General features: G+C 41.9%; 20 protein-coding genes. 7 read left to right on the top strand and 13 right to left on the bottom strand.

Going from position 1 to position 25470, the window contains the following annotated elements:
* Positions 1 to 27: 27 nt before the first annotated feature.
* The 7 genes from OCU38_RS15220 to OCU38_RS15190 form a co-directional block, all read right to left on the bottom strand.
* Positions 28 to 687: an NAD(P)H-dependent oxidoreductase gene (locus tag OCU38_RS15220; protein WP_261824363.1), complete on the bottom strand. Its 660-nt coding sequence runs from the start codon at positions 685 to 687 to the stop codon at positions 28 to 30.
* A 163-nt stretch (positions 688 to 850) separates the two neighbouring features.
* Positions 851 to 2638, bottom strand: a complete 1788-nt coding sequence (locus OCU38_RS15215; protein ID WP_261824362.1) for a cation:proton antiporter — start codon at positions 2636 to 2638, stop codon at positions 851 to 853.
* Between the two features lie 391 nt (positions 2639 to 3029).
* A protein-coding gene (locus tag OCU38_RS15210) for an IS3 family transposase (RefSeq protein ID WP_390625264.1) occupies positions 3030 to 4189 on the bottom strand; the annotation gives its coding sequence in 2 pieces (ribosomal slippage) (positions 3030 to 3922 and positions 3922 to 4189; 1161 coding nt in all).
* Positions 4190 to 4272: 83 nt separating this feature from the next.
* Positions 4273 to 5289, bottom strand: a complete 1017-nt coding sequence (locus OCU38_RS15205; RefSeq protein ID WP_261824360.1) for a DUF6929 family protein — start codon at positions 5287 to 5289, stop codon at positions 4273 to 4275.
* A gap of 697 nt (positions 5290 to 5986) precedes the next feature.
* Complete coding sequence (locus OCU38_RS15200; RefSeq protein WP_261824359.1) at positions 5987 to 7018, bottom strand: HlyD family secretion protein; 1032 nt, start codon at positions 7016 to 7018, stop codon at positions 5987 to 5989.
* A gap of 3 nt (positions 7019 to 7021) precedes the next feature.
* Entirely contained in the window at positions 7022 to 7582 is a 561-nt protein-coding gene (locus OCU38_RS15195) for a magnesium transporter (RefSeq protein ID WP_261824358.1), read from the bottom strand.
* 204 nt (positions 7583 to 7786) lie between these two features.
* Positions 7787 to 8758: a polysaccharide lyase family 7 protein gene (locus OCU38_RS15190; RefSeq protein WP_390625263.1), complete on the bottom strand. Its 972-nt coding sequence runs from the start codon at positions 8756 to 8758 to the stop codon at positions 7787 to 7789.
* Between the two features lie 376 nt (positions 8759 to 9134).
* Between OCU38_RS15190 and OCU38_RS15185 the strand changes: the two genes are divergently transcribed.
* The 3 genes from OCU38_RS15185 to OCU38_RS15175 all read left to right on the top strand — a co-directional run bounded on the left by OCU38_RS15185 (position 9135) and on the right by OCU38_RS15175 (position 13412).
* Positions 9135 to 9515, top strand: a complete 381-nt coding sequence (locus OCU38_RS15185; protein ID WP_261824357.1) for a DUF2750 domain-containing protein — start codon at positions 9135 to 9137, stop codon at positions 9513 to 9515.
* 217 nt (positions 9516 to 9732) lie between these two features.
* Positions 9733 to 11619, top strand: a complete 1887-nt coding sequence (locus OCU38_RS15180) for a polysaccharide lyase family 7 protein (RefSeq protein WP_261824356.1) — start codon at positions 9733 to 9735, stop codon at positions 11617 to 11619.
* A 227-nt stretch (positions 11620 to 11846) separates the two neighbouring features.
* Positions 11847 to 13412, top strand: a complete 1566-nt coding sequence (locus OCU38_RS15175) for a polysaccharide lyase family 7 protein (RefSeq protein WP_261824355.1) — start codon at positions 11847 to 11849, stop codon at positions 13410 to 13412.
* A gap of 351 nt (positions 13413 to 13763) precedes the next feature.
* Here the strand turns inward: OCU38_RS15175 and OCU38_RS15170 are convergent, their stop codons facing one another.
* Positions 13764 to 13898: a LysR substrate-binding domain-containing protein gene (locus OCU38_RS15170; RefSeq protein ID WP_261824967.1), complete on the bottom strand. Its 135-nt coding sequence runs from the start codon at positions 13896 to 13898 to the stop codon at positions 13764 to 13766.
* Between the two features lie 130 nt (positions 13899 to 14028).
* Here OCU38_RS15170 and OCU38_RS15165 point away from each other — a divergent pair, with 130 nt between their 5' ends.
* Positions 14029 to 14766 (top strand): hypothetical protein, encoded by a 738-nt coding sequence (locus tag OCU38_RS15165; RefSeq protein ID WP_261824354.1) that lies wholly within the window; start codon positions 14029 to 14031, stop codon positions 14764 to 14766.
* Between the two features lie 87 nt (positions 14767 to 14853).
* Here the strand turns inward: OCU38_RS15165 and OCU38_RS15160 are convergent, their stop codons facing one another.
* Complete coding sequence (locus OCU38_RS15160; RefSeq protein WP_261824353.1) at positions 14854 to 15690, bottom strand: MOSC domain-containing protein; 837 nt, start codon at positions 15688 to 15690, stop codon at positions 14854 to 14856.
* A 315-nt stretch (positions 15691 to 16005) separates the two neighbouring features.
* Between OCU38_RS15160 and pyrC the strand changes: the two genes are divergently transcribed.
* Positions 16006 to 17037 (top strand): dihydroorotase, encoded by a 1032-nt coding sequence (gene pyrC, locus OCU38_RS15155; protein WP_261824352.1) that lies wholly within the window; start codon positions 16006 to 16008, stop codon positions 17035 to 17037.
* 234 nt (positions 17038 to 17271) lie between these two features.
* Here pyrC and glpK read toward each other — a convergent pair whose 3' ends face one another.
* Entirely contained in the window at positions 17272 to 18786 is a 1515-nt protein-coding gene (gene glpK / locus OCU38_RS15150; protein ID WP_261824351.1) for a glycerol kinase GlpK, read from the bottom strand.
* A 460-nt stretch (positions 18787 to 19246) separates the two neighbouring features.
* Between glpK and glgC the strand changes: the two genes are divergently transcribed.
* A complete protein-coding gene (gene glgC, locus OCU38_RS15145) occupies positions 19247 to 20464 on the top strand; it encodes a glucose-1-phosphate adenylyltransferase (protein WP_261824350.1) in 1218 nt (405 codons plus the stop codon).
* 20 nt (positions 20465 to 20484) lie between these two features.
* On the opposite strand, the gene OCU38_RS15140 is transcribed toward glgC, so the two are convergent.
* A complete protein-coding gene (locus tag OCU38_RS15140; RefSeq protein ID WP_261824349.1) occupies positions 20485 to 20838 on the bottom strand; it encodes a DUF3024 domain-containing protein in 354 nt (117 codons plus the stop codon).
* A 155-nt stretch (positions 20839 to 20993) separates the two neighbouring features.
* Here OCU38_RS15140 and OCU38_RS15135 point away from each other — a divergent pair, with 155 nt between their 5' ends.
* A complete protein-coding gene (locus OCU38_RS15135) occupies positions 20994 to 21815 on the top strand; it encodes a phosphate ABC transporter substrate-binding protein (RefSeq protein WP_261824348.1) in 822 nt (273 codons plus the stop codon).
* Between the two features lie 79 nt (positions 21816 to 21894).
* Here OCU38_RS15135 and OCU38_RS15130 read toward each other — a convergent pair whose 3' ends face one another.
* On the bottom strand, positions 21895 to 22581 hold the full coding sequence (locus OCU38_RS15130) for a MaoC family dehydratase (RefSeq protein ID WP_261824347.1): 687 nt from the start codon (positions 22579 to 22581) through the stop codon (positions 21895 to 21897).
* 419 nt (positions 22582 to 23000) lie between these two features.
* Positions 23001 to 25361 (bottom strand): Lon protease family protein, encoded by a 2361-nt coding sequence (locus tag OCU38_RS15125; RefSeq protein ID WP_261824346.1) that lies wholly within the window; start codon positions 25359 to 25361, stop codon positions 23001 to 23003.
* Positions 25362 to 25470 lie beyond the last annotated feature (109 nt).

Below are 25470 nucleotides of genomic sequence, written 5' to 3'. Positions count from 1 at the left end.
CTCTATTAAATCTCTCGCAACTCACGACTAAATAACTGTAATCACATCTTCAGTAGCTAAACGCGCTTTAGGTTTACCGTAATTGTAATCCTCGCCATCTAAGTGGTAGCCAATAGCTAAAGCAAAATCACATTGATAATCACCTAGCTCTTCAGCAAATATTTCACCAATCAGTTTTGAGTCAACACCTTCCATCGGAGTAGAGGCTATCCCCATGCGAGCTAAAGTGTGTAACGTGTTACCCACGGCAATATAGGTCTGAGCTTTTGTCCAACTGCCGTTAAAGCCTGTTTCATCCGTATTTAAATCAACAAAACCAAATGCACCGTTGAGCATGTTGTCGTACATGTCGGCAGGAAGGTGGCCTGAACTAACTTCAACATCTACCACTTTTCGGTAGTCATCTTTGGTGTATTTGGGATTGTGTGCAAACAAGATAATGTGTGACGCTTCTTTCGCATGTGGTTGATTAAATTGGTGCATATTGGCAAAAGTATCGTGAAAACGCTGCTTAGCTGCTTCACTTTCAATCACAACAAATTTCCAAGGCTGTGAATTAATTGAAGATGCAGATAAACGAATAGCTTCTTTTAGCACTTCCATATCTTCAGCAGAAATACGTTTATTTGCGTCGTATTTTTTAGCTGTATAACGGCTGTTTAGATCTTTAATGATTGGATGCGACATGTAGAAATTCCTCATAAGCGTTGTCGATGGCGTGCATATTACGAGGTTCTGCGTACATCAAAAAGATTCATTTCACCCAATCATTATGGACAATTTTTTCCATAATGGCTTTATTCATAAACATATCCTTATTCATTGCGTAATGAATAAGGAGAAAAACCATCTATTCCGCTGATTTTATCAGTGAGACTACCGTTTCTCCCGCTTGTGGTGAAAATGAAGCGTTGTCACTGACCATATGAATCCTTTTAAGGACAGTCACCACAAAAAGTGGCTGTAGTAATGCATCTTTGTATTGATTTAAATAGTCTTTATACGTGAAAGCATCACTTAGCGTAGTGTGTTTAATTTCAGCACCTTGGTTGATTAAACTCGCGAGCTTTTTAAAACTGTGTTTTCCATCAAACAGTATTTGCCCAAAAGAGCCTTTGCTTACAGTATGTTTATTTCCATCATCAGTTTTTAGATCTTTAAGGCAAAACACTCTATTCTCACCAAAATCAGACAAATACTGCATACATGCCATAATGTTAAAATGTTTATCAGGGCTCAAAGCAACCACATGCCCCACTCCAATTAGATCTAAATACTCATCCGCATGACTGGACGTAGGGTTACCATAATAAAACTCCAACCCTGACATCTTAGCTTGGCTAATGTAATCCCAGTTTGAATCGGTAACGACCACCCGTAAATCGTATTTTGCAAGTGCTAGCGCCATAGCACGGGCAACATCATTAGCACCAATTATTAAAAACCCTCTCGGTGAACGTTCGGCCACACTTAGAAAATTTGCCAATGGCCTTGCTGTCGCACTTTGTAAAACAACGGTGCCAATAATGACCATAAAGACTAAAGGAACTAATAACTTAGCTTCTTCAACTCCAAACGCATAAAGCTTAATAGCAAACAATGCTGAAATAGAAGCGGCCACAATCCCCCTAGGTGCTACCCATGCCAAAAACAACTTTTCTTTGAAATGTAAACTGCTGCGAGCTGTAGAAATAAAAATTGATAACGGTCTTGAGAGCAGTTGAATAACCACAAATAACACGACAGCGCTCCATCCCAAAGCATGAAAATCTTCAAGATCAATACGTGCGGCAAGCAAAATAAATAAGCCGGTAATGAACATAACCGTGAGGTGCTCTTTAAAGTGCAAAATACTCTGGATATTGACATCTCGAGCATTTGCCAGCCATATGCCCATCACAGTTACCGTGAGTAGTCCCGATTCAGACTCAAGATAATTGGATACAGCAAATACCGCTAATACCACAGTTAATACACCAAACGGTTGTAAGTATTCAGGTAACCAACGTCGTCTCAACAGTGCTGCTATCGTAGCACCCGCTGCAATCCCGACGCCAAAACCAATGACTAAAATAATGCCAAAGACTTCAAAACTTTGTGAAGAGCTGCTAGAGATAATAAACTCATAAACCATGACGACAAAAAGTGCACCAAGTGGATCAATTAAGATCCCTTCCCAGCGCAAAATATTGGATAAACGAGAAGTGGGACGGACGGTTCGCAATAAAGGAACAATCACCGTAGGGCCTGTAACCACGGTTAAGCTGCCAAATAACAGTGCTAAAGACCATTCAAACCCCAATAAATAGTGAGTTGCAATACTGGTTAATGCCCACGAGATCAATGCCCCAATGGAAACAATTGACCATACTGTATTACTCACACCTTTTATTTCAGCAAAGCGTAAAGTTAAGCTACCTTCAAACAAAATGACCGCGACCGCCAGTGATACCAACGCAAAAAAGTGCTCACCAATCACTTGTTGAGGTTGAAACCAACCAGTTACAGGGCCTGCAATAATCCCAGCTAACAGCAAGAACAAAATGGCAGGAAGCTTCAATCGCCAAGCCAACCATTGACAACCTAAACCGACAATACCCACAGTAGCAATGCCTAGCGCAGCCCAATCTTCGTGCATAGTAACTCTTCACTTTTAAAACACCTGTAAAAACCTTAGTCGATTCAAGATCTAATGCCACTTTATCCGTCAAAGCACTTATAAACGATTTAGGGACAGGCACCGAATAGTTTGTCAAATAGACCAGAGATTTAAACCGCCGCTATTTCTGCACTTAGTCTGAGCACTCTACCCCAATAAAGATCATAATTTAAGGACAGGCACTAAATAAAAATGCAGTTATCTAATAAAAACAATACGTTAACTATTGGCATCATACTTGCTTCAATAATCTTGAAGATATTTAGATAGAAGGATCTGTTTATGGATATATCAAGCCGAATGTTTTTAGCAAAACAGTCTAAGTTAACTCAAACTCTCACTTCACCGTTCAAATCCAGCTTTGTAGTGGTCAACAAATACCGGACACTATCTTAAGCCGATTTTCGGCAGTAACCGGCGAAACCCCATCATTTGCTTGATGTGGCCTCTGTCGATTGTAATAGTTCATCAGGTAATAGCTGATGTCTTTTTGGGCTTGGTTTTGGTTCATGTAACCAGTTGCCGGAATCCATTCTGTTTTCAGGCTTCTAAATAACCTTTCCATCGGCGCATTGTCCCAACAGTTTCCACGTCGGCTCATGCTTTGAGCCATTCGATATCGCCAGAGTCTTTGACGGAACTTGCGACTCCCGTATTGAACCCCTTGATCTGAGTGGAACATAATACCATCTGGTCGCCCTCGCTGTTCCCAAGCCATATCTAAAGCTTTAGTTGTTAGAGCCGAATCGGGTTTGTTGGATAGAGCCCAGCCAACAACTCGACGGCTATAAAGGTCTAGAACAACTGCCAAATATACCCATCTTGAGCCTGACCAAATATAAGTAATATCACCACACCAAACTTGATTTGGAATGGTTACCGAGAATTTTCTTTTCAACAAATTCGGGATGTCTGGACGTTCTGTTTTAGCCGATTTATATCGATGGGAGCCGGGTTGTTTACTTGCTAAACAGGCCTCATGCATTAACTTCCGTACTTTAAATCGGCCAATTTTGATGCCTTCAGAGCGAAGCATAGACACAATCGTGCGACTTCCAGCAGAGCCACGACTAATGTTAAAAAGCTCTCTTATCCTGCTAGCAAGCCGAACACGATTAGCATCGGGCTTACGCTGTTTAAACTCGTAATAGCAAGATGTAGCTACATCAAAAAGCTCACACAACAACTTGACTGATTCATGCTCCCTTAAGTGATCAATCAACGAGAGCGTTCGAGCTCGTCCGACATTAAGAGAGCTGTGGCCTTTTTTAATATCGACTTTTCCCTCTCAAGTCGATTAATCCGGGCTTCTAACTCTTGGATTTTTATCTGCTCCGAAGTAAGCGCTTTGGCCGTTGGGGTAATACCACCTCGCTCGATCTTAAGCTGTTCGATCCAGCGCCGTAAAACCGTTTCACCAACATTCATTGAGCGTGCTGCTTCGGGAACTGAGTAACCTTGATCAAGAACCAAGCATGCTGCATCCATTTTGAACTCAGAAGAAAATGTACGTCGTTGTCGTTTTGTCATTGAACACCTCATTAATTGTGGTGACTTTATCACCTAATTGGGTGTCCGGGATCATTAAACCACTACATTCTACTCGCTAAAAATTATAAAGCGGAAGGCTTATGGATAGTGAAGGTAAAGAACTGGCTTGTACCATTGTCATTATCACTCACTACATAACCCGATGCTTGCTCGCTAGTTTGCTCAGCAACTGCAATAGATTCCGCTTTGGTGATCACTGGTTTGCCAGCATTTTGTATCAACTGGCTATATGGCGTAAGATCAAGACTCTCTTTATTGTTAAGTGCATCGATAGGTAGCACCCCAACAAAACTGCCTTGGATCTCACCATCATTCACGCTACTTGAATTATTACCTTCAACTGAAGCCGTATAAATCAAGCTGTTGCTACTTTGCCAAAAATCTGCACCAGATAAGCATGCTTGCACACCGTTGATGCTAGGCAATGTAATTTCTACAACATCCAATGAAGGAATATGATCGATCTTACCTTGCAGATAATTCAACATATCGGCAGTTTTCATTGTGAAGATTGCATTCTTACCTTCATTACCACGGTTGAAAATGTAAGTTTCATCTGCAGAATTCGCAATGCCTTCAATGTTTATTTTTTCTTCGTCTTTGAAACCCGCAGCACTGTGTAAATCAGTATAGAATTGTGACAGCGATAACTTGATGTTATCCCCGCCATCAGCTGGGATTAGATACGCATTTTCACGTAACACTTTTTTGCTGCCAGAACCAACCACAAAGTAATAAGGTTGATTGTTGTAATTTAGCAGCGTCATTGACTCGAAATCAGGTTTTGTTGCGTGGGCTACGCGATTGTCTTGATTGACTGGGAAGTTGTCGATAAGCGTTTTGCTATCAATAGAAAAGTCATCAGCCACATCAAATAACCATGGTGAGTCATCACCTGAAACAATAATTTTACTATTGTTTACCACCATTGCAGAACCAGAAGAGAGATTTGGGTTGATGGTGGAATTGCCGATCACAAAGTCAAATGACTCTGTTTGCGCTGGAGTTTGAGAGCAGCCACTAACAGCAATAGCAACAGCGCTTAGAAGGCTCGCTGCGACATAGTTTCTTGTTTTCATTTTATTGTTTACGTCCATGATATTTAAGAACTTTTAATATATACCCCGCTAACAGCTCTTACAGTAATGGAAACAAAGATTGTGTAGATCACGACTTTTCAACGTTGGCACTTAAGGTTTTTTCTTTGCTTAATCGTGCTACATATCAATGGGGTCAGGTCTTGAATTTTGCAAAGAAAAAAGATGTTTCCCACATTCCTATCATTAAAAATGATAGGTCATGCATGAGCTTGTGATAACAAGCTTGAGGGTAATTTCGAGTCAGACTCTGACGACCAATCAGCAACGGATAATTTAGAAGGACGCGAAAAATCATTCCAAATACTTGCGTTTGTAAAAACATTTGGAAGAACACATTTACTACATTTCCCTGCATAAACAATGCAAATAGGTCGCAAGTTAAGGGAATCAACACTTATCCATATGTACATATCGATGGGGTCAGGTCTTGAATTTTGCAGAGAGAAAAGATGTTTCCTGCATTGCTATCATTACAAATGATAAATCATGCATAAGCTTGTGATAGCAAGTTTTAGCGCGGAAATGAATTTGCCAACATAACCCCTTCCCCCAATCGGCAAAGAAAGCATAGATTCGATAAATCCATGCTTTCTTTCAGTGCATCTACATAATCTTAGATACTAACCATTACAATGAGTGTTACACCTTTAGAGGTTAAACATGTCATGATCTGCTATTACATGGCTGACAAGTAGGCTTTATACGCCTTTAACCGTACTGTCGCAGCGCCGATGATATCCATAAAGCCAAGCATTGGGTGCGGTTTTTCCGCTGACACCCAGCCAGAGCCGGTCGAACCAATTGGAATGTTATACCCTTGCGGCTCTTCAAATTCGATGACAATGGTACGCCCGTGGGAATTCATATTGTTACCTACATGCTGTCTGACATGTTGGCTACCCTGACGCACTTGCACTTGCGCTTCACCAGTGCCGGTAGTCACGCTATGCACTCGCCCGCGGAAAATCCCCCCAGGATAGGCGTCCACATAGAACTCAGCAAATTGACCTTTTTTAATACCTCGATAGGTTTGATCTGGGATTCTCATCTCAACAAACTTTTTCTCTGTTGAATATAAGTGCATGTTACCGGTGCGAGTACCGCTGGTAATATTGGTGATCGACAACTGTCCATCAAATGGCGCACGTACTTCGCGGCGCTCATGTTCCCATTTGGCGGTCGCCATCTGAGCTTCAATATTCATGATCTGCGCATGTGCGGCGGCGATGTTCGCTTCTGCTGTCTCGATGCGCGTGCGAGTATCGTCTCTCTCCGACTCTTGGGCAAAATCTTTTAGCTTTTCTAAACGCTGTAGAGTTTTTCTATCGTTTTGTTGTTGGCGTCTCAAAGACAAAATTTCAGCTTCACTGGCCTTTTTCTGCGCTTGTAAGCTATCCATTTTGGATTCGGTATCTTCTGAGCGCAGGGTGTAAATGAGATCGCCCTTTTTCACCATCTGGTTATGAGTGACGTACACCTCATCCACTTCTTGCCCAAATAACGGGCTTAATACTGCATGTGGCGCTTTCACTGTAGTACTATCGGTTAAATCTGCTGGTGACCAAAAACGGTGCGCAACGAATAACGCGGTGGCAATCAACATGCCTGTGCCCACCATTAAGGTGGCATTACGTAACGTCCATTTAATAAAGCCTATCTTGACTAAAATCCAACATATAAGAATGTAAGGCAACATAATCTCTTTCATTGCTTACTCTCCTGACTTTTCATTTTGCATTGACGTTTGCGTTTGCGTTTGCGTTTGCGTTTGCGCAGGCATGTTCTTTGAGCTAGCCGTGCCATTACGAATAATCTTGGAAATAGATTCACCAATCACATCCCAACGGGTAAAGGCGATGATGATGGCTAATACCCACCACGCTTTATTGATGAACAAACCACAAAGAGAAAGAGCAAATACGATTTGAGTATGCGCGCTGGACATATTCGAGGCTTTATGTACTGCAATTTCATGCAGTTGCCACAATAAATACAGCACGTAAATGATCACTGAGACTGTGACGAAAAAGACAAACCCCATAAACACTTCCGAGTCTAATAATTTGACTATGTTTGGAAGCCCATTACTAAAATATTCTGCGGGTAAATCTGTGCCGTGGATGGCACCTAGATGAGACAAAGCAACCGACGCTCCACCGATAACGGCAAACACAATGATGGCTTTAACAATATAAGTAACAACAGACAGAGCGCTCCTTGCGAATTTTCTCCCAAGACCGTCACTGGTAGGAGGTAAGGATGCATCAGACATTGATTTTCGCTTCTTAGTTGTGAGTTCTCAGTCATCTTAATAGAAGGATTCAATGATTGTGGAATATGCCATATTCCTAAAAAGTGCTAGGCAAAAAAAATCCCTTACATAAGCAAGGGATTTGAATCTATAAAACGATATTGAAACACAGTTAAAACATCGTTAAATCAAAAACATAATCGCTAGTTGCGAGTGACGTTTCGATTAGTGAGTTACGTTAAGCTTGTAGAAAGTTGCTTGTGCGTAGTCGTCTGCATCGCCAGATTTGTTTTGGTTGTAAACGCCCGCTTTAAAGTACATGTATTGACCGCCTTCACCGAAGCCACTCTCAGACATGTCGACTGTTTTAACAAGGTCTTTTTTACCATCACGCATGATAGTTACAGAAAGCTCGTTACCTTTAACTTGAATACGGTAGCTGAATTTCTCGTTAAGTTTGATACCGTCTGTAGGCTCTGTTGGTGTTGCATCTTGGTGCCAGTAATCAGGTAGTGAGTTACCGATGATGTTGTGCCAAGTTTCTTTACCAAACGCTTTACGTGGTTCGTGCGCAAAGTAGATAGAACCGGTTTCGTTTTGTGGCAGTTTACGGTAGTACAAACGAATTGGTTCGTTGTTGTTTGAGTGGATTTGACCGATGATCACACGACCAACCTGCCAGTTTTTACCTGTAGTTGTTACGTGGTTAACGGCTAGAGTTGCTTCTAGAGTACCGTCAACACCACCAGCTGCTTTTTGGTCTGCTTGAGGAGCCGTTGAGAATACCCAGTTGTTACCGCCAACACCTTTTGTTTTATATTGAGTGTTACCACGGCGAATCATTTCACGTAATTCTGAACGAGTGTAAGTAGTGTTTTTAGATGTTTTAGCACCTTTTACTGGCGCTTTAAATACCATGCCGCCATCTTCTGCCAAGTAGAAGTAGTTAGCGTCAGAGTAACCTGCTGCTAGTTCTTTTTCTTTAATTTGGTCAGATTTGCCATCACCATCAGAATCGATAGGTACACTTACTGTCCAACCTAGTAGGTCAAAGTTGTCTGAAGGCGCTTTAGTTTTTGGAGCAGTATTCGGCGCTACATTTGAACATGCAGTCATTGTCAGCGCAGCTACTAAGGCAACAGCACCTAACGCTGCTTTCTTGCCTTTAGAAGTACCCAATGTTTTTAAAGTCATCATTGCATTTACACTCTATGTCGTATTGTATTACTAATAATGTTACCACTTATTTCGCGTCGCAATCACACCTAGTTCCGTGAGGTAGATCATAATTTTTAAAATAAACCACTTAATTATCGTGAACAATATTTGAATATTGTATGAATTGTGACTAAAGCATAGTTTATTAATATAGAATGAAGCACCGTTATTATAAGTCTGTATTTACCATTCCTTTCGCAATATACCGTTATGCAACTTAACCTCGCCTATTTTTAATACTAATGATATACAACCTGTTGAATTTAGTTTTATTAAAATATCATCACAAAGCAGACAAACTGATTCATAAGACGGTATAATGCAGGCAACAAATCATGCATATCAAAGGCGTCCTATGACTTCTGCAAACACTCCTAATGTTCCAAATGATCCATCAGAACGTTTTAATCTTTTTTTTAAAGCCGCTGCGACCGATAAAAAAATCTGGTTGCTAATTGATGAGCACGGTAGCGTGATGCTCAATACCGAAGATGAGGAATGTGTCCCAGTCTGGCCATCGGAAGAGCATGCGCTAATGTGGGCTACCGGTGAATGGGAAGGTTTTACCGCTGAGCCTATCTCTATTGCGAAATGGAAAAGCCGTTGGACACATGGTTTAGAAGATGATGAGCTTTCGTTGGTGGTCTTTCCTGATCAAGAAGGCGAAGGTATTGTGCTCTACCCAGATGAATTTGAAATGGAATTGACTAAACGCGAAGCTAAAATTAAAAAATAACCTCGCCTTTGCTCTTATACTAATACAACATCATTCTATAAATGCGCTTCATTATTAATAGTGAAGCGCATTTTTATTTGTTTCTTTCTTGCATCATGATCTCATTTTTAATAACAACAGCATGCATGAGCTCACAGTTTCTATGACACTAATTTGACATAAAATATGACAAATCCGATGCTTTGATTTTACTATTTCAATTAATCTCAAAGTAATAATGAATAAGACACTCTTAGTTTTAGCCTTAGCCGCAATCATTAGCGGATGTGGCGGTAGTGATGATTCCTCTCAACCACCCGCTGTGGACCCAAACCCTCCAGGTGACGTTGATCCGACCCCACCAGACTCAGATGATGGTGATGACAACGACGACAGCGATAATGACGACGGCAATGGCGGCGATAACGATAACGGCGGTGATAACGACAACGGAAGTGGCGACGAGGGCGATGATGGCAGCAATGAAGATCATATCGCACCCTATGACCTCACAAAATTCCAACCAATCCTGTCTAACTCAGATCTGCAAATGTCCGATCCTGAAGGCGCAGAATCTAATAAAGAGAGCATTATAAAAGACGGTAACTTCCACAGTTACTTTGATGACTATTTTTACGCAGAGCAAAGCTCGCAAAATTTAGTATTCAAAATGTCTAATTACCTCATGCGCAGTGAAGTTCGCGAACTGGAAAATTTTGACGTTGATGCAGAAGGCATTAAACGCACTTTATATGCGGAAGTCAGCCTTCCTAATATTGAGCAAGCCATGTCGAACTCTTCTTCAAGCAGAGACCAAGTGACATTCTTGCAAATTCATAACAAAGGTACCGCAAGCGATGGCACAGGCTACATCCCTCACCCATTGCTAAGAGTGGTGTACGAAGCCGAACGTGATGGTAACTATGGCCATTATTGGGCGGTCATCAAGAATAACGCGGTTGACTGTAAAGGCGACGCTGCGATACCAGATGATGCTCGCTGTGACGACGCCTATGATCACATCGATCTTGGTGAAGCCAATACAGACCAATTTACCGAATTCCAATTAGCGATACAAAGCAGTCGTCTTTCTATTCGAGTAAATGGGATTGAAAAAGCGGATCTTGATATCGACTACTGGGCGCACCTACTAAGCTACTTTAAAGCAGGCGTTTATAACCAGTTTGAAAACGGTGAATCTGAAGCTCACTTTAAATCTCTAAAAGTCATTGAACAGCAAGTGGATACCGACACCGATACCACTTATCAATGGAACATCGACGAATGGAAAATCACCATTCCTGCCAGTAAAGATGATTGGTATGGCGAAGGTGGCAGTAGCGCAGCAGAATTGTTCCCGGCTCGTTGTGGTTACTCTGACCGAGATGAACTGGCTAATGATGAAGACATTTATCACGCCGATCAGGATATGACCTACTTTTCCGTGGAAAACGGTCGCATGCACTTTCGAGCAGATATGGGCTACGGCTCAACAACAGAAAACTCAAGCTACATTCGCTCTGAATTACGTGAGCTTTATATGAGTGATGAAGACACCACTTGTAGCAGCAGTAATGAAGATTCGAGCTGGTATCTTGACGATGACAGAACTGGCGCATCTACGCACACGCTCAAAGCACTATTAAGAGTTGAAGAGCATCCTGATCTAAGCCAACCAAAAGTTATTCTAGGGCAAATTCACGGCTGGAAAATCAGTCAGGCTTTAGTCAAGTTATTGTGGGAAGGCGATAATCGACCAGTGCGAGTCATTTTAAACGATGACTATGAAACAAATAACTCAAGCTGTGGTCACTGTGAACACTTTAGCGTTGATTTAGGCACACATAAAGCTGGGGAAGAATGGGGTTACACCATTCGCGCTGATCAGGACGGTATCTATCTTGCTACCTATGATGCAGATGGCGGTAATTTGAAGTCGCATACCATCCCTTGGGGCGAAGAGTATTTGGATAATGACGGTGATAAAGTGGTTTTGTCTGCGGATTGGACATCTCCAGATATCGCTTTTTACTTCAAAGCTGGCATATACCCGCAATTTTCACCGAATTATTCTGGTGAAATTTTCGACGTTAGCTTCAGTTACTTAGACATAGATCACTATTAGAAACACTCAAGTCGATCTTGATCGCACTTATTAATACATCTTTACATTTGTATTATTAAATTATGTATTATTTAAAACACAGGACGAATGGCGAACATCGTTCTATCTAGATTTAAAAGATATAGAAATCATCAAGTCGTATTTTCTATATCAAAACAAATGCAGTTAGTAACTGTTTTATATTACAAATAATATCGTTGGTTTATACAACATTAGGTGAATGGTAAATGAAACATATATATCTAAAAAGCTTGTTAGCAACTTCTGTCTTATTAGCAGTAGGCTGTACTTCAACTCCTTCAGCTCCAAAGTTTGACAACAACAAAGAGACAGGTGTAGCACTTCTTACTCCAGTTGCAATCACAGCAAGTAGCCACGATGGTAACGGTCCTGACCGTTTATTCGACCAAGACTTAACTACTCGTTGGTCTTCAGCTGGTGACGGCGAGTCAGCGACATTGGACTACGGTTCAGTTCACGAATTTGACGCAGTTCAAGCGGCATTCAGTAAAGGTAATGAGCGTCAAACTCGCTTTGATATCCAAGTATCTGTTGACGGTGAAAACTGGACAACTGTACTAAAAGACCAAATCAGTTCTGGTCAAGCAATTGGTTTAGAGCGCTTCCAGTTCGCACCAGCTGTTAAAGCACGTTACGTAAAATACGTAGGTCACGGTAACACTAAAAACGGTTGGAACAGTGTAACTGAACTAGCTGCTGTTAACTGTAACATCAACGCATGTCCAGCGAGCCACATCATTACTCCAGCAGTTGTTGCTGCAGAGAAGTCAATGATTGCTGAAATGAAAGCAGCAGAGAAAGCACGTAAAGAAGCACGTAAAGACCTTCGTAAAGGTAACTTCGGCGAAAAAGCAGTTTACCCTTGTGAAACTACAGTAACATGTCTACGTACTGAGCTTCCTCCAACACCAGCTCTACCAGCAACTCCACTTGCAGGTAACGCACCAGGTGAAAACTTTGACATGTCTTACTGGTACCTATCTCAACCATTCGACCATGACAAAAACGGCAAACCTGACAACGTTTCTGAGTGGAACCTAGCAAACGGTTACCAACACCCAGAAGTATTCTACACAGCTGACGATGGTGGCATGGTATTCCGCGCTTACGTTAAAGGTGTTCGTACTTCAGAAAACACTAAATACGCTCGTACTGAGCTACGTGAAATGTTGCGTCGTGGTGACCAATCTATCCGTACTCAAGGCGTGAACAAAAACAACTGGGTATTCAGCTCAGCTCCTGTTGCAGACCAAAAAGCAGCTGGCGGCATCGATGGTGTTCTAAACGCAACACTGAAAATCGACCACGCTACTACTACTGGTAATGCTAACGAAGTAGGTCGCTTTATCATTGGTCAAATCCACGATAAAAACGATGAGCCAATCCGTCTTTACTACCGTAAACTACCAAACCAAGCAACTGGTGCGGTTTACTTTGCACACGAAAGCAAAGGCGCAACTAAAGAAGATTTCTTCCCTCTAGTGGGTGATATGACTGCTGAAGTTGGTGATACTGGTATCGCTCTAGGCGAAGTATTCAGCTACCAAATCAAAGTTGTTGGTAACACTATGACTGTTACTCTATCTCGTGAAGGTCATGACGACGTTGTTCAAGTTGTTGACATGAGCGACAGTGGCTACGACGAAGGCGGCCGTTACATGTACTTCAAAGCCGGTGTTTACAACCAAAACATCAGCGGCGACCTAGATGATTACGCTCAAGCTACTTTCTACAAACTTGACGCATCTCACGACCAATACCAAGCTAAATAATATTTATCTTCGTATAATCTAAAATATTAATGTCGCTCACAATGTGAGCGGCATTTTTTATTCTATCTACACCAAATAATATACACATCTTTTCACGGTCTAAGGTTTAATAATAAAACCTCAAATCCCGGATAACTATTATGTAATTATATACAGGAATCGATATTCATATTTCATTGGCTATTTGCGTATTACATTTTTCACAATTAACCGTGATAACAGCCATATTATTCATCAATTCCAATATGGCGGATTTCCATAAAACTGAGCGATGTAATCAATAAATACGCGCACTTTTGGGGCTAATTGTTTTGAACTGGGGTAAACAACCCAAATAGCAGAGTCATCCACTTATGGATAATCCGCTAACACTTGCACTAAACGCCCATCATTTAAATGTTCATACGCAATCCAAGTAGCGCACATTGCAATCCCCATGCCATTAACAGCTGCATCACGTACCGCTTCCCCATGATCGACCTTGATTTTGCCTTTTACTTTGACGCTATTGGGACCATCACTTTGTCGAAATAAGTAACATTACTTCATCCATAACTGTTCAGTCAGTTTCTGTTAAGCTAACATTTATTTACATATTATGATTAGGCGCAGTGTCATGATCTTACATTTAGCTTCGAATACTTTATTAACCACTGATGGGATTAAAATTAAGCAGTTTTCTTGTCCTCTACAAAAAAACTGGGAACAACTGTCATGGACAAAGAGCGAGTTTAAGCGATTTTGTAGTTCTTGCGATAAGCATGTAATTGATTTAACAACATTTACTGAAGAACAAATAATCGCGATCTTTAAAATTGCCCCCGACGCATGCGCCTACATAGACTTTCACAATAGTGTGAGTGACATTAAGTTTATCAATACGAGTAAACCTCTAGAACACGAATCAAATATTTGTAACGAAACAATCAGAAATGACCTGCTAGTCATTAATACTGCAAGGGACATTGAATCAATTAATAGAGCTGTCAAACAAGGCTATAAAGCAATCATAAAATCCACGACCTATAGCGAATGTTTTGGTCAAAGAGTGCATATAAAACAAGACGAAAATACCGGAGAATATATTATTCGGGGCTATGATCTCCGTTCTCCAGAAGCATATATGCTCCCCTGGTCTACACTGCAAGCTAATCTAAACTCATCACCTTTTGCGGCATACCTAATCCCTAGAGATCTGCCAAAGAATACTAAAGTATTCATCCCTGACCTCATTGAACATACTGTCGCAGACAAATGGCAAGGGAATAAATACAGAAAAACATCAAGTGAAGGCATATGGGATGGAGAAGAAATTATTATCGAAAAAACAATGGTTTATGAAATTTTAGGTTAAGTATCTTTAAAAATATATATTTGCATTATGAACTGGTGAATATTCACCAGTTCATCAACACAACTAAATTCGCTACGTCAGCTTGGTTTAAATGCGCGTATCTGCATAAGTAATAGCAGTACGAGTTTCTAGAACTCGAAGCTCATCCCCTACTTCAATCATACCTTCATTGAGTGCAATGAGGTTCATTCCAAAGAAAATCGCGCCTTTTTCGTCGGCTCTAAATTTAGCTAAGGTGGCGGTAGGCTCTTGGGCAGCCATTTTTTCGCCTGTCTTCGGATCAACTGAGGTTAATACGCAGCGCTGGCATGCCTTGCCTACTTTAAATTCTACGTCACCAATGGCGATTTTTTCCCAGCTGTCTTCGGCAAAAGGTGGCACACCGTCAATCACCAAGTTGGTGCGAAACTGTGACATTGATTGTGGGTGTGAAGCACTGCGGTTTAACTCATCCAGTGAACCTTGAGAGATAACCAATAGCGGATAGCCGTCGGCAAAGCTAACTTTGGTTGCTAGTTTTTCACGATAGCGGTTGGATTCTTCACCGCAATATAATAGTAATGCTGGCGTACCTAATACGTTACTAAACCACTGGTTAGCGGTGTCTGTGGTGGTATAGGCAAAAAAACGATCGCTCCAGATTTTACATTCGAACTCGTTACGTTCGAGATCTGATATAGACAAATGCAGGTCTTGTGCATTGGGAGCGCTCAGTAAAATACCATCTGGCAGTAGCGTACTTTTAATCGTCACCATCTTAGGGTACTTACGTGCGGTAATCATGCGACCCGCCGTATCAGTCACCACAAAACGGCGATCAAAACTGATTCCTTCTAAACCCACATAAACTCTGGATTGTGCAATGCCAGATGTTGATTTTACCGGAAATATATTAATACCCGATAATTGAGCTAAATCCTTCACTTTATACCTCTAACTCTCTCAATGTTAATGCAATCTTAGTGCATTTTCGCTATCATTTGCCCGCATTTAAGTAATCGTTTGCTTGGCGTGATAACCATACCACATTCTCGGTTTCTTCTTATACCAATCACACTAAGTAAGTGATCAGAGCTAGCGCAGGAAAAATGCTCGAGAACAAGGCAGAATTTTCGATAAGTAGTTATTCTACAATCAAAAATTCTAACGCCGTTATCGAGCATTTTAACAAGCTAGAATGACCAGTTATTTAGTACGATTGGTATTACACCTTTAGACTTTTTTGGCGGGAGCACAACTATGACCAACTTAACCATTACACGCCCAGATGATTGGCATGTACACCTTCGTGATGGTGATGTACTAAAAGATACAGTAAAAGACATTAGTCGCTACAATGGTCGCGCTTTAGTTATGCCAAATACCGTTCCGCCAACGACCAACACTGAGCAAGCTATCGCTTACCTTGAGCGTATCAATGCACACAATCATAGTGATACTTTTAAGCCGTTGATGTCTTTATATCTTACAGATAACACCAGTAAAGAAGATATCCAACAAGCAAAAGCATCAGGTCAAGTTGTTGCATGTAAATTGTACCCTGCAGGTGCAACCACTAACTCGGACTCTGGCGTAACAGACGCTAAGAAAATCTACCCTGTGTTAGAAGAGATGGAAAAACAAGGCATCCTACTGCTGATTCACGGTGAAGTGACTACGCACGATGTTGATATCTTTGATCGTGAAAAACAGTTCTTAGACACAGTATTAGCGCCTATCGTGAGTGATTTTCCAAATCTAAAAATCGTTGTTGAGCACATTACTACGGCTGACGCGGTTGAGTTTGTGCAAAACGCCAATGATAACGTTGCCGCAACCATTACGGCGCACCACTTGATGTATAACCGTAACCACATGTTGGTGGGTGGCATTCGTCCGCACTTCTACTGCTTACCAATTCTAAAGCGCAACAGCCATCAAAAAGCGTTAGTCGCTGCAGCAACCAGTGGTAGCAAGAAATTCTTCCTTGGTACGGACTCTGCGCCGCACGCTAAAGGTCGCAAAGAAACCGCTTGTGGTTGTGCGGGTTCTTACACAGCGCACGCATCATTAGAGCTTTACGCAGAAGTGTTTGAAGCCGAAGGCAAACTAGAACACCTAGAAGCTTTTGCTAGCCATAACGGCCCAGATTTCTACAATCTGCCACGCAACAGCGATACCGTAACTTTAGTGAAAGAAGAGTGGGCAGTAGCCGAAACTATGCCATTTGGTAGCGACATCATCGTGCCAATTAAAGGCGGCGAAACCATCTCTTGGAAAGTAGAAGCTTAATTAACTAAAAGCTATGAAATTTCAAAGGGTTGCTGATTAAGCAACCCTTTTTCGTTTTACACTCTGCGCTGTTATACCAATCACACTAAGTAAGTGATCAGAGCTAGCGCAGGAAAAATGCTCGAGAACAAGACAGAATTTTTCGATAAGTAGTTATTCTACAATCAAAAATTCTAACGCCGTTATCGAGCATTTTAACAAGCTAGAATGACCAGTTATTTAGTACGATTGGTATTATTCTTCGTCCTGCAGTGAACTCCACATTTGCGCGCACTTAATCGCTCGTTGCCAGCCTGCGTAGCGTTTGGTGCGTTTTTCACTGTCACAAAGTGGGTGATAACGCGTTTCTATTTCAGAGCGAGCTTCCAGTTCAGATAAGTCCTTCCAATAGCCAACACTTAACCCCGCTAAGAAAGCGGCGCCCAATGCCGTGACTTCGGTCAGTTGTGGACGTTGCACCTCGCAATTGAGCAAATCTGATTGAAACTGCATTAAAAAGTTATTTCGTGCTGCTCCCCCATCCACTCGTAAACTACTCAGTTCAATATGAGAGTCGGCTTGCATGGCATTGATCACATCAAAAGTTTGATAGGCAATGCTTTCTAAGGTCGCACGTACGATATGCTCCGCACTAGTGCCACGTGTAAGCCCTACCATAGTGCCGCGAGCATACGGGTCCCAATACGGTGCGCCTAACCCGGTGAAAGCAGGCACAACGTATACACCATCAGAGGAATCCACTTTGTTGGCGTAATATTCAGAATCTTTAGACTCGTTAAGTAAGCGCAATTCGTCTCTTAGCCACTGAATCGACGCTCCTGCCATAAATACGGCCCCTTCAAGGGCATAACAAGGTTTTCCTTCGGCGTCGCAGGCTAAGGTGGTGAGTAAGCCATGTTGCGAGTCCACTTTTTGCGTGCCGGTATTCATTAATAGAAAACAGCCGGTGCCATACGTATTTTTTACCTGACCTGGATTAACACATCGATGCCCAAACAATGAGGCTTGTTGATCGCCTGCAATACCCGCAACTGGAATTCGTATCTCGCTGTTTTCACCAATACAGGTTTCACCAAACAAACTCGACGATGGTTTAACTTCTGGAAGCATAGATTTTGGAATATCCAACAATTTGAGAATTTTCTCATCCCACTGCATGCTATTGATATTAAACATCATAGTGCGAGAAGCATTGGTGTGATCGGTGGCATGCACTTTACCATGAGTCAGCTTCCACAATAGCCAAGTATCTACCGTACCAAATAGCAATTTATCATCGTCAGCTAGGGCTCTTGCACCCGCTACATTGTCTAAAATCCATTTGATTTTACTGGCGGAAAAATACGGGTCTAATACCAGACCTGTCGCGGTTTTTATGTACTCTTCCCAGCCTTGCTCTCTTAGCTCTTTGCACAATTGACTGGTGCGGCGACATTGCCAAACAATGGCGTTATAAATAGGTTTGCCGGTCTCTTTGTGCCATACAATGGTGGTTTCACGTTGATTGGTAATGCCAATTCCTGCGACATCTTCTGGCGTGATAGAAAGCTTGTCTAATACATCAATTAATGTGGAACGTTGCGATGAATAGATTTCCATCGGATCGTGCTCAACCCAGCCTGCTTGCGGATAATACTGAGTAAATTCTCGTTGTGATTGAGCAACAATATTGGCTTGTGAGTCAAACACTACCGCACGAGAGCTGGTAGTGCCTTGGTCTAAGGCGACAATGTAAGAGCCTGTGGCCATAGTTAATATCCTACTTAATTCGATTCAAAGAAATCATACCAATCACACTAAGTAAGTGATCAGAACTAGCGCAGGAAAAATGCTCGAGAACAAGGCAGAATTTTTCGATAAGTAGTTATTCTACAATCAAAAATTCTAACGCCGTTATCGAGCATTTTAACAAGCTAGAATGACCAGTTATTTAGTACGATTGGTATCATACTCAACATTATGGCAATTACGTGAGTGTCGGGATCGAGTTTTGCACTAAAAAAACGCTTAAATTGCCATATAAGCGCATAAGCTCGCTATCTTTATTCCACCTGTTGCACCAAACTAGTTCAGGCGCACCAAATAGCGTTACAAACTGGTGCAAAAGCACGCTACACAAGCGCAAAACCCCTATTAAACAATAGATTAGTTTTTGGAACAGTTTTTGCTTATTAAACTTAGTACCCAAAAATAACAAGGAAGTGTCGTCATGCAAGATACATTAACCGTCATTTTAGCCGGAGGCATGGGTTCTCGACTTGCACCCTTAACTCAAGACCGTGCCAAGCCTGCTGTTCCCTTTGGCGGAAAATACCGCATTATCGATTTCACGCTCAGTAACTGCCTACATTCTGGGTTGCGTCGCTTATTGGTTCTGACTCAATATAAATCTCACTCTCTACAAAAGCATTTACGTGACGGATGGTCCATTTTCAATCCAGAACTGGGTGAGTACATTACCGCAGTTCCTCCACAAATGCGCAAAGGTGACGCTTGGTACGAAGGAACGGCCGACGCTATCTATCAAAACCTGTGGCTACTATCTCGCAGTGAAGCCAAGCATGTGGTGGTGCTTTCTGGTGACCATATTTATCGTATGGACTACCAGCCTATGCTAAAGCAGCACAAGAAAACCAACGCTGCGTTAACGATCGCTTGTATGGAAGTGCCTGCCGAAGAAGCCAGCGCCTTTGGTGTGGTGGGTACAGATACAAACGGACGCATTATTTCATTTTTGGAAAAGCCTACCGATCCGCCAACTCTGGCAGATAAGCCAAACAAAAGTTTGGTCTCTATGGGCATCTATATTTTCTCTATGGAAGCCTTAGTAGAAGCGTTAGAAGCTGACGCTGACATTGATACTTCCAGCCATGACTTTGGGCACGACATCATTCCTAAGCTTATTGACGCTCAAGGGGTTTACGCCTATCGATTTGGCTCTGAAGAAGGACGAGTGTCTCAAGATGTTTACTGGCGCGATGTAGGAACAGTCGATTCATTTTATCAAGCCAACATGGATTTACTTGATCCCGTTCCGCCTATCGATCTTTACCAAGATGATTGGGGCATTCGCTCATACGAGCAGCAGCGACCACCATCAAGAACAGTCCCTTCTGTTACGGGAAACCAAGGTATTTCCATTAACTCCATCGTCGCTAATGGTGTGGTAATTAGTGGCGGTTCAGTGCAGCGTTCTATTTTGTCATCCAACGTTAAAGTCAGTGATGGCGCGACCATTATGAACAGTATCTTATTTGATGATGTCAAAATTGGTGAGCATTGCGAACTAAGAAACTGCATTATCGATAAGCATGTCACCGTACCTGATGGCACAAAAATTGGTTATGACATACAAGCTGACAGAGAAAGATTTACCATTTCTGAGCAAGGTATAGTGGTCGTACCGGAAGGCTATCACTTCGAGTAAGTCGTCGCATTTAATGCGCCTTACCAAATCAAACCTTGGGGATCGTTCTCCACTTCTGCAATCAGTTGGTGGAGTTGATTTCCAAGAGTTTCGATTGCTGGATGTGTATGCCAACCTTCAAACATATCATGTTGATCTCGATGTGCTATTAATAACGTCCATGCCTTATCACGAATTAAAATTTTAGCCACCAAATAGCGATGATCGGCTTGCTTAGAATCTAACTTAAATCGAGTGTGATAAAACTCAATGCCCGTCTCTGATAATTCAAATTCAGCCTTACTTAACTCAACACACACATTGTGATTACGCGAACAGCAGGCATCGCTGGCCAGTTTCATTATTTGCCGTTGCTCCATCTCAGATAGCTTCATCGTGTACCTCGTAATTTGACGTTACGCACTTACTGACCAAAACATTAATTATATGTTTAAAAATGTTATGCATTGGTCTTTTAGTGTCACCGATTTGTAATACAATCGTCTTAATCTGTGCAATATCAGTAATTATAGTTTGAAGAAGGATGAATATGTTTAGAGTAATTATCACGGCAATGGCCTGCCTCATACTCAGTATTGCGAACGTACACGCAGCTCAAGTCAATGTCAGCGGCTCTACCTCGGTAGCACGAGTGATGGATATTTTGGCGGAGAATTTCAATAACACCCATAAAGATACCTATATCGCGGTACAAGGTGTTGGCTCTACAGCAGGTATTTCTTTAGTTAAGAACAATGTGGCTGAAATCGGTATGAGCTCTCGACTATTAACCGAAAGAGAATACCAAGATGATTTAGTGGTATTACCTTTTGCCTACGACGGTCTAGCGGTTGTGGTAAACCAGCAAAATAGTGTCTCTAATATCACCCGTGAACAACTCTTTAAAATTTATACGGGCAAAATTACCAACTGGAAAGAGGTGGGCGGAGCCGATCGTCCTATCGCAATGGTGACTAGAGAAACCTCTTCAGGCTCTCGTTATGCGTTTGAAGACCAAGTTGGCCTAACTCGCGTACTAAACGACCGCCGTGTTTCAACGATTAGTCAATCAAGTTTAGTGGTAAGCACCAACAGCATGATGAAAACCTTAATCAGCTATAATCCACAAGCGATCGGCTTTATTAGCATGGGCTCTATTGATGCCTCTGTTAAGCCACTTAACTTTGACGGTGTTGTACCAAATTCAATTAACTTACTGAACAAGAGTTACGAGCTAGCTCGTCCTTTCTTGATCTTCCATCATAAAGATCTAAAAGACGAAGCAGCATTGCAATTTGCCAAGTACGTCACCTCTAAAGAAGCCAGCGCTATTATTGAAAATCAGGGCTATACCGCTCATTTAAATAAATAATGAAAGAGTAATTAGCACACATAAAAATGGCCAAAGCTAAGCTTTGGCCATTTTTGATAATCTGTTGTTACGCTATCGATTAGAAGTATAGACGAATCACTGATTCCGCTACACATGCAGGGCGACGTACTCCTTCAATTTCCACTTTCAGTTCACGTGTGATCTCAAGACCTTTCTGAATAGGGGTCACTTTCACTAAACTGCTACGAGCGCGAATGTTGCTCCCGACACGAACAGGATAAGGGAAGCGAACGCTGTTCATACCCATATTAACCGTTACTTTTGCGGTAGGAAAAAGTGGTTTCTCAGGATCAACGGCATCTGATAAACGTGGCAGTAGTGCCAAAGTCAGGAAGCCATGCGCAATGGTCGATTTAAACGGCGACTCTTGCTGTGCTTTTTCAGGGTCAGTGTGGATCCACTGCATATCTTCAGTCACTCGACCAAACGCATCTACGCGCTCTTGATCAATGCTAAACCAGCTTCCCACATGCAGCTCTTCACCAATCTTTTGCGATAGCTCCAAGTAAAGCGCCTCTGCTTCCGGTTTCATCTCGATGATATCTTGCGCCGGATTCGCCACTTCTTCGTTTACTGCAGGCTTTTGAAAATCTTTTCCCCATGCGCGAAAAATGTGCTGTGCATGGGCACGGCTCACTAGTTCACTCCAATACTCTCTAAGAGAGGGGGACATCCTATCCATAAACTCCATATGATGTCTCGAAAGAGATCCTCGTTTGTGTTTAAGAATATCAACAACTTTCATGCACGCTCCAGTGAAGCTTCGGGTAGCTATAGGGGCTCGATTTTGAACTAAATCACATTTTAACTCAACATGTGAATGTTATCTCAAGGCAAATTAGTCTGAAAAATCAAGATTTCACTTCTAATTATGCACAATTTCCGAGCATTAATGAAATATTTTATACATATAGGCGCATATTGGTAACACTAAACATTTGTTTTAAAGCGAATAAATCCACTTTGGTTATATTGGCTATTTTTCATACTGACATAATATCAATCACCATAATGTCCGCAAAATTATCAGCGTAGTCTGCTATTCCAGAAGCTAGCTGTAAACTCACTAATTGATAGGCATAGGACTATTCTAAATACCCTTAAAATCCTCCAAAATCATAGAAAACATATGATTTTGTCGCCAAAAACCTCAATTATGACATTTTACTTGCGCAACGCATTTAATTTGGCTTGAGCGATTCCGTAAATGGTATGAATTGGATAACTACCCTCATCACTGGCTGTGCCAGCCTCTTTACCGGTAAACAGTTTTATCGCATCCGAGACATGTTCTATTGCCCAAATATGAAATTCGCCTTTATCGACCGCCTGTAAAATATCAGCGCGTAACATCAAATTGTGTACATTGGATTGCGGAATAATGACGCCTTGAGTTGGCTTGCGTCCTTTGATTTTACAAACGTCAAAAAAACCTTCTATTTTTTCGTTCACTCCACCTATGGGTTGCGCTTCACCAAACTGATTCATTGAGCCCGTAATCGCTATATCTTGCCGATTCGCCTGTTTTGAAAAGGCGGAAACCACAGCGCAAAACTCCGCCATACTGGCACTATCACCATCAACGCCGCCATAAGACTGCTCAAAGGTAATATTGGTGGTTAATGGTATTTTAGCCGTTTTACCAAAAACAGACGAAAGATAGGCGCTTAATATCATCACCCCTTTAGAGTGAATACTGCCTCCAAGATCCACATTACGCTCAATATCAATCACCTCACCACTACCAAAAGAGGTGGTCGCGGTAATACGGTTAGGCGCGCCAAACATATGATCGCTAGTGCTCAGCACAGAAAGAGCATTAACCTGCCCTATCGCCTCACCTTGAACCCGTATTAATGTGGTGCCATTAATGAAGGTTTCCATAACATTTTCTTGCAAGCGACTGACTCTAGAGAGTTGATTTAATAGTGCTTTCTCTACATGGGTAGCACGTATAATGTTCGCCTTGGCGCTTCGGGCAATGTAGTTTGCTTCACGCAATAAATTCGCGATATTGGCAGAATGCAGGGAAATTTTGTTTTGATCCGCCGCCATTCGCGAGCTGTGTTCAATAATGCGCGCAATGGCTTTTTTATCGCAATGCAGCAGTTTATTGTCGTGCACTATGCTAGAGATAAATCGACAATAGTGCAGCTCTGAATCAGGATCTCGTTTCATTTCATCTTCAAAATCGGCAGTGACTCTAAATAGCTCAGCAAACTCCGAATCATAATGCTGTAACAGCTGATAAGTTCGGTAATCACCAAACAAGATAATTTTGACATCTAAAGGGATTGGCTGAGGATCAAGGGATACCGCACCTGTCATAGTGACCTGTTTTTCGAGCGCGGTTAAGCTGAGCTCTTTAGCGCGCAAAGCACGTTTTAGACCGTCCCACACATACGGCTGTTCAAGCACTTTCACCGCATCCATCAGCAGAACGCCACCATTGGCTTTATGTAATGCCCCTGCTCTGATTAATGAGAAATCGGTGAACACGGTGCCTTTGAAAGTTGCCGTTTCTACATAGCCAAACAGTGAGTGATAATTTGGGCTCTCTTCAATGATGATCGGCAGCTCATCTTTAGGCTGTGAAACAATCACGTTGACCTTATAGCGACGCGGCAGCTTTTTATCTAATGATGCGGTAGCAATTTCACCTTGTTCATCGCCTTCTTCGAGGAAAATATCTACATTTTCGACGATATCGGCTTGAAGATCGGCTAAATACTGTTTTACCTCGCCATACTTTTTGTATTTTACTTTTAGCTCTTTGATAAAATGCCCGATAACGCCTAGTGTCACATCCGCATTCAATTTTTGAATTTTATCGGTAAATTGCTCTTCCCATTCCGTAAGATCGCGAATGATGTGTCTTAGCGATACTTCAAGGGTATCAATGGTTTTATCGAATCTAGCTTGGGTCTTTTTATCCAATAACTCAAAGGAAGCTTCGGTGTACGGCTCCTCTCCATCCAGAGCGACAAACTGATAATCGCCTTGCGCCGTGATGGTAAGACTGACGCTCTCTTCTTTGGCTTTTTTGGTTAACGCTTCAAGGGCGGTCGCTTGCTTGGTCGCTAATTGATTTTTTAGGCGATCTGCACGCGAGAAATACATTTCGTTATCAAAAGCTAGCGGAATTGCCTTTAATAACTTGGTCATTAGTTTGTCAATATCAGCGCGCAAGCTTTGCCCTATTCCGCGAGGCACTTTTAGCACTTTGGGGACACGTATATCTTCAAAATTGGCGACATAACACCAATCGTATAATTGGTGCTGATCAAAGGGATGACGTTTTAGGTAACGCAAAATCATGGTGCGCTTACCCAAACCATTGCGACCTATGGCGTATATGTTGTAGCCTTTTTCGCGAATCGACATGGCAAATTCAACTGCTGATTGCGCTCGCTCTTGGCCTACAATTTCATCAATCGGAGGAATGTCTTTGGTTGATTTGCTAGAGAGCAGATCTAAGTCGGCATCGCGATACAGCGCCGCAGAGGATAAAGAAGATATAGCCATAGTCACCTCAATGTGAGAAATGGTGAATGATTACTGTCAGTGTAGTGCCGAACAAAAGTCTAAGATGTGAACACCAAACTATTATTTATCAATACCTTATAGTTTGGTG

It is taken from the genome of Vibrio neonatus, assembly GCF_024346975.1.
In the GTDB taxonomy this organism is placed as follows: Bacteria; Pseudomonadota; Gammaproteobacteria; order Enterobacterales; family Vibrionaceae; genus Vibrio; species Vibrio neonatus.
This window is presented reverse-complemented; position numbering and strand designations above follow the sequence as displayed.

Excerpts from the sequence above, each read along its gene's own strand:
- OCU38_RS15220 (WP_261824363.1), bottom strand. The coding sequence starts at position 687 with ATGTCGCATCCAATCATTAAAGATCTAAACAGCCGTTATACAGCTAAA.
- OCU38_RS15215 (WP_261824362.1), bottom strand. The coding sequence starts at position 2,638 with ATGCACGAAGATTGGGCTGCGCTAGGCATTGCTACTGTGGGTATTGTC.
- OCU38_RS15205 (WP_261824360.1), bottom strand. The coding sequence starts at position 5,289 with ATGAAAACAAGAAACTATGTCGCAGCGAGCCTTCTAAGCGCTGTTGCT.
- OCU38_RS15200 (WP_261824359.1), bottom strand. The coding sequence starts at position 7,018 with ATGAAAGAGATTATGTTGCCTTACATTCTTATATGTTGGATTTTAGTC.
- OCU38_RS15195 (WP_261824358.1), bottom strand. The coding sequence starts at position 7,582 with ATGTCTGATGCATCCTTACCTCCTACCAGTGACGGTCTTGGGAGAAAA.
- OCU38_RS15190 (WP_390625263.1), bottom strand. The coding sequence starts at position 8,758 with ATGATGACTTTAAAAACATTGGGTACTTCTAAAGGCAAGAAAGCAGCG.
- OCU38_RS15185 (WP_261824357.1), top strand. The coding sequence starts at position 9,135 with ATGACTTCTGCAAACACTCCTAATGTTCCAAATGATCCATCAGAACGT.
- OCU38_RS15180 (WP_261824356.1), top strand. The coding sequence starts at position 9,733 with ATGAATAAGACACTCTTAGTTTTAGCCTTAGCCGCAATCATTAGCGGA.
- OCU38_RS15175 (WP_261824355.1), top strand. The coding sequence starts at position 11,847 with ATGAAACATATATATCTAAAAAGCTTGTTAGCAACTTCTGTCTTATTA.
- OCU38_RS15165 (WP_261824354.1), top strand. The coding sequence starts at position 14,029 with ATGATCTTACATTTAGCTTCGAATACTTTATTAACCACTGATGGGATT.
- pyrC (WP_261824352.1), top strand. The coding sequence starts at position 16,006 with ATGACCAACTTAACCATTACACGCCCAGATGATTGGCATGTACACCTT.
- glpK (WP_261824351.1), bottom strand. The coding sequence starts at position 18,786 with ATGGCCACAGGCTCTTACATTGTCGCCTTAGACCAAGGCACTACCAGC.
- glgC (WP_261824350.1), top strand. The coding sequence starts at position 19,247 with ATGCAAGATACATTAACCGTCATTTTAGCCGGAGGCATGGGTTCTCGA.
- OCU38_RS15140 (WP_261824349.1), bottom strand. The coding sequence starts at position 20,838 with ATGAAGCTATCTGAGATGGAGCAACGGCAAATAATGAAACTGGCCAGC.
- OCU38_RS15135 (WP_261824348.1), top strand. The coding sequence starts at position 20,994 with ATGTTTAGAGTAATTATCACGGCAATGGCCTGCCTCATACTCAGTATT.
- OCU38_RS15130 (WP_261824347.1), bottom strand. The coding sequence starts at position 22,581 with ATGAAAGTTGTTGATATTCTTAAACACAAACGAGGATCTCTTTCGAGA.
- OCU38_RS15125 (WP_261824346.1), bottom strand. The coding sequence starts at position 25,361 with ATGGCTATATCTTCTTTATCCTCTGCGGCGCTGTATCGCGATGCCGAC.